Origin of the sequence: Kineosporia rhizophila (assembly GCF_021277265.1) — a bacterium.
GTDB classification, from domain to species: Bacteria; Actinomycetota; Actinomycetes; order Actinomycetales; family Kineosporiaceae; genus Kineosporia; species Kineosporia rhizophila.
In genome coordinates this window covers 526,221-538,762 of sequence record NZ_JAJSOH010000001.1, presented here as the reverse complement: position 1 = coordinate 538,762, position 12,542 = coordinate 526,221, and the positions used below count along the sequence as shown (strand labels likewise).

10 protein-coding genes are annotated in these 12,542 nt (G+C 67.6%); 4 read left to right on the top strand and 6 right to left on the bottom strand.

What is annotated here, in order from left to right; translation table 11 throughout:
* Window positions 1-109 precede the first annotated feature (109 nt).
* Complete coding sequence (locus LWF15_RS02490) at window positions 110-1,585, top strand: hypothetical protein (RefSeq protein ID WP_232808673.1); 1,476 nt, start codon at window positions 110-112, stop codon at window positions 1,583-1,585.
* A gap of 142 nt (window positions 1,586-1,727) precedes the next feature.
* On the opposite strand, the gene LWF15_RS02485 is transcribed toward LWF15_RS02490, so the two are convergent.
* The 5 genes from LWF15_RS02485 to LWF15_RS02465 all read right to left on the bottom strand — a co-directional run bounded on the left by LWF15_RS02485 (window position 1,728) and on the right by LWF15_RS02465 (window position 7,644).
* Window positions 1,728-2,741: a TerC family protein gene (locus LWF15_RS02485; RefSeq protein ID WP_232808672.1), complete on the bottom strand. Its 1,014-nt coding sequence runs from the start codon at window positions 2,739-2,741 to the stop codon at window positions 1,728-1,730.
* A 203-nt stretch (window positions 2,742-2,944) separates the two neighbouring features.
* Window positions 2,945-4,468: an arabinosylfuranosidase ArfA gene (gene arfA / locus LWF15_RS02480; RefSeq protein WP_232808671.1), complete on the bottom strand. Its 1,524-nt coding sequence runs from the start codon at window positions 4,466-4,468 to the stop codon at window positions 2,945-2,947.
* 16 nt (window positions 4,469-4,484) lie between these two features.
* Window positions 4,485-5,330: a carbohydrate ABC transporter permease gene (locus tag LWF15_RS02475; protein ID WP_232808670.1), complete on the bottom strand. Its 846-nt coding sequence runs from the start codon at window positions 5,328-5,330 to the stop codon at window positions 4,485-4,487.
* Entirely contained in the window at window positions 5,327-6,271 is a 945-nt protein-coding gene (locus tag LWF15_RS02470) for a carbohydrate ABC transporter permease (RefSeq protein WP_232808669.1), read from the bottom strand. Before LWF15_RS02470 ends, LWF15_RS02475 begins: the two co-directional genes overlap by 4 nt.
* Window positions 6,268-7,644, bottom strand: a complete 1,377-nt coding sequence (locus tag LWF15_RS02465; protein WP_232808668.1) for an extracellular solute-binding protein — start codon at window positions 7,642-7,644, stop codon at window positions 6,268-6,270. The genes LWF15_RS02470 and LWF15_RS02465 overlap by 4 nt, the downstream gene beginning before the upstream one ends.
* Before the next feature lie 254 nt (window positions 7,645-7,898).
* On the opposite strand from LWF15_RS02465, the gene LWF15_RS02460 reads away from it, so the two are divergent.
* Window positions 7,899-8,918: a LacI family DNA-binding transcriptional regulator gene (locus tag LWF15_RS02460; protein ID WP_232808667.1), complete on the top strand. Its 1,020-nt coding sequence runs from the start codon at window positions 7,899-7,901 to the stop codon at window positions 8,916-8,918.
* A 42-nt stretch (window positions 8,919-8,960) separates the two neighbouring features.
* A complete protein-coding gene (locus LWF15_RS02455) occupies window positions 8,961-9,341 on the top strand; it encodes a hypothetical protein (RefSeq protein WP_232808666.1) in 381 nt (126 codons plus the stop codon).
* Between the two features lie 70 nt (window positions 9,342-9,411).
* On the opposite strand, the gene ilvD is transcribed toward LWF15_RS02455, so the two are convergent.
* Entirely contained in the window at window positions 9,412-11,259 is a 1,848-nt protein-coding gene (ilvD, locus tag LWF15_RS02450; protein WP_232808665.1) for a dihydroxy-acid dehydratase, read from the bottom strand.
* 412 nt (window positions 11,260-11,671) lie between these two features.
* Between ilvD and LWF15_RS02445 the strand changes: the two genes are divergently transcribed.
* The gene (locus tag LWF15_RS02445; RefSeq protein ID WP_232808664.1) at window positions 11,672-12,520 is read left to right on the top strand and encodes a PP2C family protein-serine/threonine phosphatase; all 849 of its coding nucleotides are present in this window, start codon (window positions 11,672-11,674) and stop codon (window positions 12,518-12,520) included.
* The last annotated feature ends 22 nt before the right edge of the window (window positions 12,521-12,542 follow it).

The window sequence follows — 12,542 nt, the reverse complement described above, 5'->3', positions numbered from 1 at the left end:
CCCAGCGTCACCAGTTGATTACGGAAAGACCCTCACCGGGATTGGGCCTGATGCCCGATTTAGGCGAGGGCCTAGCCGCGCTTAATGCTGTCTCCAAGATCATGCCGCCATGCGTACTCCCTCCACGACGGGCGGCGGCCGGAAGGCCACGTCCTGGCGGCTCTGGACCGTGAGCCTCAGTGCCGTGGTGCTGGCGGTGGCCGGCACCAGCGTCGCGCTGCAGTCGGCCTCGGGTCAGCCGGCCGACACCACCGCAGCCACCTCCAGCAACGCCGCCGCAGCCGACGGTGCAGGCAGTGCCACCAGCGCCGCCAGCGCCGACGGCGCCGGCAGTGCGACCGCCAAGAGCGAGAAGCCGGCCACCGCCACCTCCGAGAAGGTCAAGGAGGCGAAGGTCGTCGAGAGCACCGAGAGCTCGACCACCGTCTCCACGGCCGCGGCCAAGTGCTCGCGCACCGCCTCCAAGACCGCGAAGACCAAGGTCACCAACGTCAAGCTGCCCAAGAAGGTCCGGGGCTACGGCTCCGAGGGCGACACCGAGGTCCTGCCGATGGCCGTCGCCGCGGCCCCCAACGGCCAGTCGTGGCTGGCCTGGATGGGCACCGACGAGAAGGTCTACCTGGGCAAGCTCGGCTGCAACGACAAGCTGGTCGGCAAGCCCACCGCCTTCACCGGCATCGACCTGCAGGATGTCGCCGCCGACGCCAAGGGCGGCGTTCTGCTGATCACCAAGAAGGGCCAGTGCGGCACCGGCCCGCTGTGCGGCGGCACCTCGAGCCCCTGCAACACCATGCACATGATCCGGTTCGACAACAGCGGCAAGCTGGTCTGGGACCAGCAGGTCACCAACCTGACCAGCTCGCGTAAGGGCTACGACGACGGCGCCCGCTTCGTCTGGTGGTACCAGCACCACGGTCGGCTCGCCTACGACGGCAAGAACTACGCGGCCTACTTCGGCACCGCGATCACCGTGAAGAACGGCAACTGCGTGGACATCCACCAGGGCGACCGGATGCAGGTGGTCAACAGCAAGGGCAACATCGTCAAGGGCAAGAGCTTCGACTTCGGTTGCAGCCACGCCTGGACGTCGCGGATCGCCTACGACCCGGCCAAGAAGAAGTTCGTGATGACCTGCGCGACCGACAACGAGTGCCGGATCGCCCAGCCGAACCCCTACCGCACCGTCGCGGCCGGCAAGTGTGACGGCACGCTGTTCGGCGGCGACCTGGTGCTGGCCAAGAGCGGCTACTGGACGGCCTGGAGCCAGGGCAACGCGGTCAAGCTGTCCCGCTTCACCACCGGCTCGGCCAACAAGACGGTGGCCCCCGGCGTGTCCAGCCAGCACCCGCACCTGGTCAAGTACGGCAAGAACCGGATGGTGCTGAGCTGGGGCTCCGGCGCCAAGACCAAGGTCAAGATCCTCAACCGTTCCACCGGTGCCACGATCGGCTCGACCCTGACGCTGGGCGTGAAGGACCACGACTACGCCGCCTTCAAGGAGTACAAGGACGGCAGCGTCGCCTACCCCGCTGCGGGCAGCACGAGCTCGCAGATCAAGATCGCCCGCGTGATGCCGATGAGCTGATCCGCGACCACGCGGTCAGCCGGCGCAAAAGACCAGGTGCCCACGAACGTCCTCAATTGAAGGACGTTCGTGGGCACCTTGGTTTTGTTGCCGGACTTCGCTTCAGGCTGGGTTCAGGTTGCCTGGGGCAAGCTGGTCAGCGTCAGACAGCCCGCCGGTCGGCGTTGTCCACCGAGGTCTCTTCGGCCTCGTCGGGCTTCATCCGGCTCGACACCACCAGGCTGGCCACCGTGGTGACGACCAGGGTGCCGATGATGACGGTGAGAGACAGCCAGATCGGGATCTCGCCGCCGAACGGGGCCCAGTCGGCCCAGTGGTACTCGTGCATGGCGTGCAGCACGAGTTTCACACCGATGAAGGCCAGGATGAACGACAGGCCCAGCGACAGGTAGATCAGTCGCTGCAGCAGGCCGCCGATCAGGAAGTACAGCTGGCGCAGCCCCATCAGCGCGAAGACGTTCGCGGTGAAGACCAGGTACGGCTCCTCGGTGAGGCCGTAGATGGCCGGGATCGAGTCGAGCGCGAACAGCAGGTCGGTGCTGCCCAGCGCGACGATCACGAAGAACATCGGCGTGATCAGGCGCTTGCCGGCCTGGGTGATGGTCAGCGAGCGGCCGTGGTACTCGTCGGTCGACGGGAAACGGCGCTTGACCAGGCGCATCAGCGCGTTGTCGACCATCTCGTCATCGTCGTCGTGCTTGCGGTACTCCCTCACCAGGTTGATCGCGGTGTAGATGAGGAACGCGCCGAAGATGAAGAAGACCCAGGCGAACTGCTCGATCGCGGCGGCGCCGAGGGCGATGAAGATCGCCCGGAAGATCAGCGCCAGGATGATGCCGATCGTCAGGGCGTACTGCTGCAGGTGCCGGGGCACCGCCAGCTTCGACATGATGATCAGGAAGATGAACAGGTTGTCGATCGACAGGCTGTACTCGGTCAGCCAGCCGGCGAAGAACTCACCGGCGTAACGCGAGCCCGACGTGGCCCACACGCCCAGGCCGAACACGATGGCCAGGGCCACGAAGGTGGCGACGAAGGCGCCGGCCTCCTTCATCGAGGGTTCGTGCACGTTGCGCCCGATGACGAAGACGTCGAGCGCGAGCACGGCGACCAGGACCACGGTGGTGATCAACCAGGTCGTGGTGGAGACATCCATACGGCACAGGCCTTCCGAGTTGCGGGGTGGTCCGGGTGATCCGGCTGGCCCCAGGGGGTCAGGTCTGGCCGGAAAAGGCGTAGCGTGCCACCCAGCCAGAACACCAACGGTGTCCGGACACACAAAAGTTCCGGATTTCGGGCCCGAGGCGACCCAGCTCACACCGCAAATCGGAAGTCGCGCCTGTCTGTTGCTCTTTCGAACTATTGCGCGGTGAGCCGGATTGCGCTCCAGGACACCGGCGGCAGCTCCAGCCGGAGCACCCCGTCCGCCACCGTGACCCCGGAATTGGCCACCGGAACCACCCGGTCCGGCTCCTCGGCCGTGTTCGTGGCCGAGAGGTCGGAGTCGGTGAGGGTCCACGCCTCGGTGACCGCGAACGTCCCCAGTTCGAAGCCGGCCAGCGGCACGGCCAGGGTGACCGGCTCGCTCAGGTGCCGGTTCACCAGGAACACGCTGACCTCCCCGGTCTCCGGGTCGTGGGTCGCCACCGCGTCCACCACCGGCACCTCACCGAAGCGCTCGGTCTCCTGCACCGGGCCCTGCGGCTCGACCCGCAGCACCTGGCCCCGGGCCAGCCGGGAGGTGATCGCGAACGGGTGGAAGATGGTCTGCCGCCAGGCCGGACCGCCGGCCTCGCTGCGGATCGGCGCGATCACGTTCACCAGCTGTGCCTGGCACGCGGCGGTGACGCGGTCGCTGTGCCGCAGCAGCGAGATCAGCAGACTGCCCACCACCACCGCATCGGTGACGTCGTACTGGTCCTCGATCACCCGGGGGGCGATCGGCCACTCGCTCGAGTCGACCGCGGTGACCCCGGACTGGAAGTCGGACTGACGCCAGACGTTCCACTCGTCGAAGGACACCATGATCTTCTTCTTGCTCTTCAGCCGGGCGCCCACGCTGTCGGCGGTGGCGACCACGCTGTCGATGAAGTGGTCCATGTCCACGCCCGAGGCCAGGAAGCTCGCGACGTCCCCGTTCAGGGGTTCGTAGTACGCGTGGGCGGAGATGTAGTCCACCGCGTCGTAGGTCTCCTCGAGGACCTCCGACTCCCAGGTGGCGAAGGTGGGCATGGAAGAGCTGGAGCTGCCGACGGCCACCAGCTGCAGGTCTGGTTCGGCGGTACGCAGCGCCCGCGCGGTCTCGACCGCCAGTCGCCCGTACTCCCGAGCCGTCTTGTGCCCGGTCTGCCAGGGGCCGTCGAGCTCGTTACCCAGGCAGAACAGCTTCACCCCGTAGGGCTTGTCCACCCCGTTGCTGCGGCGCAGTTCCGCGAGGTGCGTGCGGTCGGGCTGGTTCAGGTACTCGTGCACGTCCAGCGCTTCCTGCACCCCGCGGGTGCCGAGGTTCAGCGCGTACATCACCTCGACCCCGGCCTTGCCCGCCCACCGCATGAACTCGTCCAGGCCGAACTCATTGGTCTCCAGGCTGTGCCAGGCCAGGTCGCGACGCACCGGGCGCTGCTCCCGCGGGCCGATGCCGTCTTCCCAGCGATAGCCCGAGACGAAGTTGCCGCCGGGGTAACGCACCAGGGAGACGCCCATCTCCCGGGTCAGGGCCAGGACGTCCTGACGGAAGCCGTCGGCGTCGGCGGTGGGGTGGTCCGGCTCGTAGATGCCGGTGTACACGCAGCGCCCCATGTGCTCGACGAACGAGCCGAAGATGCGGCGCGACACCGGGGCGACGGTGAATGCGGGATCGAGCCGGAATGACGCGTTGAGCAAGGGTCTCTCCTTCGAGCTACTTGAGGCTGCCGACGGTCAGGCCGCCCTGCCAGTACCGCTGCAGGGTCAGGAAGGCGATGACCAGCGGAACCACCGAGACCAGCGAGCCGACAATGACCAGGGTCCAGAGCGACTGCCCGCTGTTGTTGTTGGAAGTGGCCAGTTGCGACCACAGGCCGATGCCCACCGGAAGCGGGTACAGCTTGGAACTGGAGAGCATGATCAGCGGGAGGAAGTAGTTGTTCCAGGTGGAGACCACCGACAGCAGCAGCACGGTGATCACCCCCGGCCGCATCAGCGGGAGCGCGACCTGCCAGAAGATGCGCAGCTCACCCGCCCCGTCGATGCGGGCCGCGTCGATCAGTTCGGTGGGGATCGAGCCGCCCGCGTAGACCCGCATCAGGTAGACCGCGAACGGGCTGAGCAGGGAGGGCAGGATCACCGCCCAGATCGTGTCGGTCAGGCCGGCGTTCGAGAACATCACGAACGTGGGGATGACCAGGGCGGTCAGCGGCACCATGACCGACCCCAGGACGGCCGCGAAGAGCGCTGTGCGACCGGTGAAGCGGTACATGGAGAAGCCGTAGCCGGCGAGCACCGAGACGACGGTGCAGCCGATCCCGCCGAGCCCGGCGTACAGCACCGAGTTGCCCAGCCAGCGCAGGTACTCGCCGTTGTTGAAGGTGAACAGGGCCTCGAGGTTGTCGAACAGGTGGAACCCCTCGAACCAGAGCGGCCCGGATCCGGAGAACAGGCCCTCCCCGCTCTTGGTGCTGGCCACCACCAGCCACCAGACCGGCAGCAGGAAGTAGCAGACCAGGGCCAGCAGGGCCAGCTTCACACCGATGTGACGAGGTCTCACGTGAACAGGCCTCCTCGCTTGCGGGTGGCGAACATGAAGATGCCCACCGCCAGGAAGACCACGAAGCCGAGCGCGAACGAGATGGCCGAGGCGTAGTTGAACTGGGCGTAGCTGAAGGCGGTCTCGTAGGCGTAGATGTTCGGCGTGAAGTCCGGGGTGATCGAGCCGTTGGCGATGTTGCGCAGGATCTGCGGCTCGGCGAAGAACTGCAGGGTGCCGATCAGCGAGAAGATCAGGATCACGACCAGGGCCGAGGCGACCAGGGGCACCTTGATCCGCAGGGCGATCTGCCTTCCGTTGGCGCCGTCGATCCGGGCCGCCTCGAACAGCGTGTGGTCGATGCCCTTCAGGGCGGCGTAGATGATGATCATGTAGTAGCCGGACCACTGCCAGGTGACCACGTTGAGCAGGCCGTAGAACACGTTGCCCTGACTGAGCAGGAACGGTGCCTGCACGTTGAACAACGAGGCCACCTGCTCGATCGGCCCGAAACTGGGGCTGTAGAGGAAGCCCCACATCAGGGCGCCGATCACGGCCGGGATGGCGTACGGCAGGAAGATCATCAACCGGCTGAAACTGGCCAGCCGGCCGGTGATCTCGTCCAGCAGCAGCGCGGCCGCCAGGGCCACGACGATCTGGAGCGGGATCACCACCAGCGAGAACCTGAGGACGAACCAGAGCCCCTTGCGGAACGAGGGGTCGCCGAACGCGCGGGTGTAGTTGTCGAACCCGGCGAACGTGGTGCCGGTGGCCAGGCCCTTGGTGTAGAGGCTGAGGTAGCCGGCGTAGAGCAGGGGAGCGACCAGGAAGGCGAGGAAGACGATCAGGAACGGCAGGACGAAGAACCAGCCGATCTGTTCACGCTTGTTCTTCCGTAACGCCTTGGCGGGCCTGGCCTTCGGGGGTTCCACCGCCCGTTCGGTGGTCTCGAGATCGGTCATTTCACAGTGAAGCCTTGGCCCTTGGCGTACTGCACGATCTGGTTGTGCAGGTCGGTCGCGGCCTGGTCACCGGTGACCTGCCCGGCGTTGATCTTGGCGATCTGGGCCTGCAGCTGGGCGTAGTAGTAGACCGTGAACGGGCTGTACACCGCGCCCTGGTAGGCGTTCTCGGCCGGGACGTAGATGTCCTTGTTGGCCGTCTGGCCGTCGAAGAACTCGACCTCGGCGTTGACGAACTCGTCCGACTTCAGCACGTTCTGGTTCAGCGGGAAGATGGTCTGGGTCTTCCAGCCGTCCTCCAGCGAGGCCTCGTCGGCGTACAGCTCCATGGCCACCTTGGCGGCGGCCTCCTTGTCGCTCGACTGGCTGGTCACCGCGAAGGTGGAACCGCCCCAGTTCACCGACACCGGGTTGGCCGGGTCCCACTGCGGCAGCGGGGCGACCGCGAACTCACCGCTGTCCTTGCCCTTGCCCACACCCTGACCGGTCAGGTAGCCCGGCGCCCAGGCGGCCGAGACGTAGGTGGCGTACTTCCCGCCCACCATCCCGGTGATGTAGTCGGTGTTGAACTGGTCCTCCTTGCCGACCAGCCCCTTGGCCACCAGGTCGCCCCAGTAGTTGAGGACGTCCTTGGTCGCCTGGTCGTCCAGCTTGATCGTGATGTTCTGCTTGTCGGCGAGGTCGTACTGGAAGGGCTGGGCGCCCTTCTGGATCATCAGCGCGGTCACCGCCGAGGGCACGTTGCTGCCGAAGTCGCCGAACGCCGGGCCGCCGGCGTCCTTCATCTTCTGCGCCGCCTCGGCGTACTCGTCCCAGGTGGTGGGGATCTTGTCGATGCCGTACTTCTCGAAGATGTCCTTGCGGTAGATCATCGCCATCGGGCCGCCGTCGACCGGGATGGCGTAGACCGCGTCACCCTGCGAGACGTCCTTCCAGGCCCCCTCGCTGAAGTTGCCCTTCACCTTGTCGGCGCCGAACGGGGCGAGATCGACCAGCGCGTCCTGGATCTCGAACCCGACCAGCTGCTCGGTCTCGAGCATGATGACGTCGGGGGCGCCCTTCTTGGCCGAGATCGCGGTCTGGAACTTCGCGTACTGCGGCTGGCCCTGACCGGCGTTGGTCCAGCAGACCTGGATGTCGGTGTTGGCCTTGTTGAAGTTGTCGACGACCTTGGCCATGTTCGGGTACCAGGCCCAGACCAGGACCTTCTTGGCGTCCGGCTGCAGGATCTTGTTGGTGCAGTTGGTGGGCTCGGCGGCCGTCCCGCCGCCACCTCCACCGCTGCCGCCGTCGTCTCCGCCGCCACCGCAGGCGGCCAGGGCGATCGTGGCGACCAGCCCGGTGACCAGGACCGTGGATTTGCGCAAGCGCATGTCGATGCCTCCTTTGGTCATGACATGTCGGGCTGCATTCGGGACTACGCATGGTGACGCACGGGGGGCAGTACGGCTCTGCCGGTCGTTGGCAGTAGCCATGGGAGCTATATGCGGGTCTGAATCCGATTGCAGCGCTGCAAAGGAGTATGCCCAGTGATTCTCCGGGGTGACAAGAGGGGATCCGACCGAAATACGATGGGCGGTGCGAGCCCCGCTGGGTGGTCTGGCTCGCGCTGGACTGAGGGGTACCCATGAGAGACGCAACGCTGCGTGACGTAGCCGACCTGGCCGGCGTGTCGCCGCGCACGGTCTCCAACGTGGTGAACGGCTACGCCAAGGTCGCCCAGGGCACCCGGGAGAAGGTCGAGCTGGCGATCGCCCAGCTCGGCTACCGGCCGAACGTGCTGGCCCGGCATCTGGCCACCGGCCGCTCCGGGCAGATCGTGGTGGTGGTGCCCTATCTGGACACCCCGTACTTCGCCGAGCTGCTGCAGGCGATCATTCCGGTGGCCCGGCGTCAGGGCTACAACGTGCTGATCGACCAGTCCGACGGTGACCGGGAACATGAGGGGGAGCTGATCGGGCGGCCCTCGCACCGCTCGTTCTTCGACGGCATGATCTACAGCCCGCTCGGCCTGTCCCAGCAGGACCTCTCCGGCCGCGACCCGGCGCTGCCCCTGGTGGTGCTCGGAGAACGCACGTCGGAGGCCAATTTCGACCATGTCGGCATCGACGACGTCGCCGCCTCCACCGAGGCCGTGCAGCACCTGATCGGCCTGGGCCGCCGCCGGATCGCCGCGATCGGTGACCAGCCCTACCCCACCGGCGAGGCAGCCCAGCGTCGCACCAAAGGTTTTCGCGCCGCCCACGTAGCGGCCGGCCTGCCGGTGGACGATTCGCTCATCATCGGGACCCCGCGCTTCAACCGGGTCGACGGCGCCACCGCCATGGAAACCCTTCTCGACCGGGCCGATCCGCCCGACGCCGTGTTCTGCTACAGCGACCTGGTCGCCCTCGGGGCCATCCACACCTTGGTGAGCAGGGGTTTCCGGGTGCCGGAAGACGTGGCGGTGATCGGCTACGACGACATCGAGGACGGCCGCTACGCCCTGCCCTCGGTGAGCACCATCGCCCCCGACAAGACCGAGATCGCCCGGCTGGCAGTGGAACGCCTGGTGATGCGGATCAACAGCACCGAGCCGGTGCCCGGGGTGGACCTACGGGCCGGGCACCGGCTGATCGCGAGGCAGAGCACAGTGGGATCGGCGTGATCTGGGGTCGAATCATCGACCCAACAGTGCGACCATCGCGGCATGGCCAAGAAGCCCCGTTCGGTGCCGTTCGAGCAGATCGCGCAGCAGGTCGCTGGTGCGCCTTCGGTGTCGGCTCCCTTCGACCTGCGGGCCCCTGGAGGGCGCGGCTACCGCCTGCTCGAGAACAACGTCAGCCCTGAGCGGGTCCGTGACATCGGCCGTGACGGCGTTCCGCTGGGATGGGACGCCTGCGGCTGCGGCGGGGACTGTGGCTACCGCTGGTACAGCGCTGAGCAGGTGAGCCGGGCAGCCGCCGCTGCTACGCCGGAATCAGGCCGTTCTGGTCGGCTGGTGGGCAGATTCGTGTTGCTGCGCAGCGACGAGGGGGACTCGCTGCTGCTCGCGCATCACCCGGCCCGGTGGGGCACGCTTCTGGAATGAGTGAGTCGTCGCAGACCTGAAGGGCCCGCCAATCAGACGACGATCGACGGGCCCAATGGTCTACCCGAACTTACTCCGGCACGCGGCGGTAGGCGCCGTCCGAGGCCGCGGTGGCCATCGAGGCGTAGGCGCGCAGGGCGGCCGAGACCGGGCGCTGGCGGTCGAGCGGGGTGTAGGGCTTGTCCCGCTTCTCCTGGGTGGCGCGGCGCTGGTCGAGCACGAGTTCGTCGACGTCGAGCGAGATCTGGCGGTTGGGGATGTCGATGGAGATCGGGTCGCCGTCCTCGACCAGGGCGATCAGGCCGCCGCCGGCCGCCTCGGGCGAGACGTGGCCGATGGACAGGCCGCTGGTGCCGCCGGAGAAGCGGCCGTCGGTGATCAGGGCGCACTTCTGGCCCAGGCCGCGGCCCTTCAGGAACGACGTGGGGTAGAGCATCTCCTGCATGCCCGGGCCGCCCTTGGGGCCCTCGTAGCGGATCACCACGACGTGGCCCTCGGTGACCTTCTTGCCCAGGATGCCGTCGACCGCGGCCTCCTGGCTCTCGAACACGATGGCCTGACCGGTGAACTTCCAGACCGCCTCGGGCACACCGGCGGTCTTGACCACGCAGCCGTCGGGGGCGAGGTTGCCGAAGAGGATGGCCAGGCCGCCGTCGACGGTGTAGGCGTGCTCGACGTCGCGGATGCAGCCCTCGGCCGCGTCGGTGTCGAGCGAGCTCCACTCGTTCTGGGTGGAGAACGGCTCGACCGTACGCACCCCGCCGGGGGCGGCCTTGAACAGCTCCAGCGCCCGCTGCGAGGGGGAGCCGCCGCGGATGTCCCACTCGTCGAGCCAGGCCTGCAGACCGTCGCTGTGCACCGGCTTCACGTCGGTGTTGAGCAGCCCGCCGCGGTTCAGCTCGCCGAGGATGGCGGGGATGCCGCCGGCCCGGTGCACGTCTTCCATGTGGAACTTCGGCGAGTTCGGGGCGACCTTCGACAGGCAGGGCACCTTGCGCGAGATCGCGTCGATGTCGGAGACGGTGAAGTCCAGCTCGGCCTCGCGGGCGGCGGCCAGCAGGTGCAGCACGGTGTTGGTGGAGCCGCCCATGGCCACGTCCAGGGCGACCGCGTTCTCGAAGGCCGAGCGGCTGGCCACGGTGCGCGGCAGCACGGAGTCGTCGTCCTGGCCGTAGTGACGCCGGGCCAGGTCGACGATCGTGGTGCCGGCGTCCTTGAACAGCTGGCGGCGGGCCTCGTGGGTGGCCAGGGTGGAGCCGTTGCCGGGCAGCGACAGGCCCATCGCCTCGGTCAGGCAGTTCATCGAGTTGGCGGTGAACATGCCCGAGCAGGAGCCGCAGGTGGGGCAGGCCGAGCGCTCGATCACGTCGAGCTGCTCGTCGCTGATCCGCGCGTCGGCGGCCGCGACCATGGCGTCGACCAGGTCGAGCTTGGAGTGGACGATCCCCTCGATCGCGGTGGTCTTGCCCGCCTCCATCGGCCCGCCGGAGACGAACACGGTGGGGATGTTGAGCCGCAGGGCGGCCAGCAGCATGCCCGGGGTGATCTTGTCGCAGTTGGAGATGCAGACCAGGGCGTCGGCGCAGTGCGCGTTCACCATGTACTCCACCGCGTCGGCGATCAGCTCGCGGCTGGGCAGCGAGTAGAGCATGCCGCCGTGCCCCATCGCGATGCCGTCGTCCACCGCGATGGTGTTGAACTCCTTGGAGACCGCGCCGGCCTGCTCGATCGACTCCGCCACGATCTGGCCCACGTTGCGCAGGTGCACGTGGCCGGGCACGAACTCGGTGAACGAGTTGGCGATGGCCACGATCGGCTTGCCGAAGTCGTCGTCGGTCATCCCGGTCGCTCGCCAGAGCGCCCGGGCTCCGGCCATGTTGCGACCCGTGGTCGAGGTGGCCGACCGAAGCTGTTTCATCGTGAAAGTCTTCTTTCCTGCGTCTGCTGGTCGCGCGGCGGCCTGGGCGGGGGCGGCGGCGGCGACCGGATGTCGTCGGTGGACGCGCGGGAGAAGGGCCGGGGTCACCCACTCGCGCGTCTGCGCCCGGTGCTGGAGGACGGTCGCTTCTGGCGACGACCCGATGGTAACTCGCGGGCGGACATCGACCGGCGGGCACCGGGCGGATGCCCGTCAGCTGTCGTTAACCTGACTCTGAGTAGCCAAATCCGGGTGCCGCGTAGCCGAAGTGCAGGATGCCGAGCACGAAGTGCGCTCTCCGGTGTCGCGGGTTGTCACCCTTTGATAGTTTTCACCCGCTTCTGAGCTCTAGCCCAAAAAGGAGTTGAACAGTAATCTTCGTCGGCAAGATCGCAGAGTGAGCGGAGGCGCAATGGCGCTGCGGATTCGTGCGTGCGTCAAGACGCACCCCGGTTTGCGCCGTACCAACAACGAGGACTCCGGTTTCATCGGACGCCGGTTGTTCCTCGTCGCCGACGGCATGGGCGGGCACGACTTCGGCGAGGTGGCCAGCGCCATCGTCGCCCGCACGGTCGCCTACCTCGACGACCACCTCTCGCTGTTCGGCCCGGAGCGGGACATCGTCGGTGCGGTCGAGTTCGCCGACCAGCGCCTGGCCCGGGCGATCGAGAACAACCCGAGCCTGTCCGGGATGGGTACCACGCTCACCGCGATGCTGATCCACCACGACACGATCGCCCTGACCAACGTCGGCGACTCCCGGGCCTACCTGCTGCGTGGCCGGGAGATGTACCAGCTCACCCACGACGACACCTACGTGCAGATGCTGGCCGACAAGGGCTGGCTGGACCCGAAGCTGATCCCCCAGCACCCCCAGCGCAGCGTGCTGCTGCGGGTGCTGCGCGGTGGCGACGACGGCGGCACGGCCGAGGTGTCGGTGCACGAGGCGGTGCCCGGCGACCGCTACCTGCTGTGCAGCGACGGCCTGAGCGACTACGTGCCCGCCGAGGCGATCCAGAAGGCGCTGGCCGGGAACAAGCACGCGGGCAAGGCGATCGACAAGCTGATCGCGCTGGCGCTCAAGGCCGGCGCCCCGGACAACGTGACCTGCGTGGTCGGCGACGTGGTCGACGACGACGTGAAGCCGACGGGCGACGGCGAGTTCGTCGGGTCCGCCCAGGAGCTCGGCGAAGGCGCGCTGGAGGCGGCCGAGCAGAAGGTGGCCGAGGCCCGGGCCGCGGGCTACCTCAAGAGCGCCTGAGCCGAGCGAGCCTCGTAAACTG

Bases quoted from the DNA above. Each gene is read 5' to 3' on its own strand.
- LWF15_RS02460 (WP_232808667.1), top strand. From the start codon at position 7,899: ATGAGAGACGCAACGCTGCGTGACGTAGCCGACCTGGCCGGCGTGTCG.
- LWF15_RS02470 (WP_232808669.1), bottom strand. From the start codon at position 6,271: ATGACCGATCTCGAGACCACCGAACGGGCGGTGGAACCCCCGAAGGCC.
- LWF15_RS02455 (WP_232808666.1), top strand. From the start codon at position 8,961: ATGGCCAAGAAGCCCCGTTCGGTGCCGTTCGAGCAGATCGCGCAGCAG.
- ilvD (WP_232808665.1), bottom strand. From the start codon at position 11,259: ATGAAACAGCTTCGGTCGGCCACCTCGACCACGGGTCGCAACATGGCC.
- LWF15_RS02465 (WP_232808668.1), bottom strand. From the start codon at position 7,644: ATGCGCTTGCGCAAATCCACGGTCCTGGTCACCGGGCTGGTCGCCACG.
- LWF15_RS02490 (WP_232808673.1), top strand. From the start codon at position 110: ATGCGTACTCCCTCCACGACGGGCGGCGGCCGGAAGGCCACGTCCTGG.
- LWF15_RS02485 (WP_232808672.1), bottom strand. From the start codon at position 2,741: ATGGATGTCTCCACCACGACCTGGTTGATCACCACCGTGGTCCTGGTC.
- LWF15_RS02445 (WP_232808664.1), top strand. From the start codon at position 11,672: ATGGCGCTGCGGATTCGTGCGTGCGTCAAGACGCACCCCGGTTTGCGC.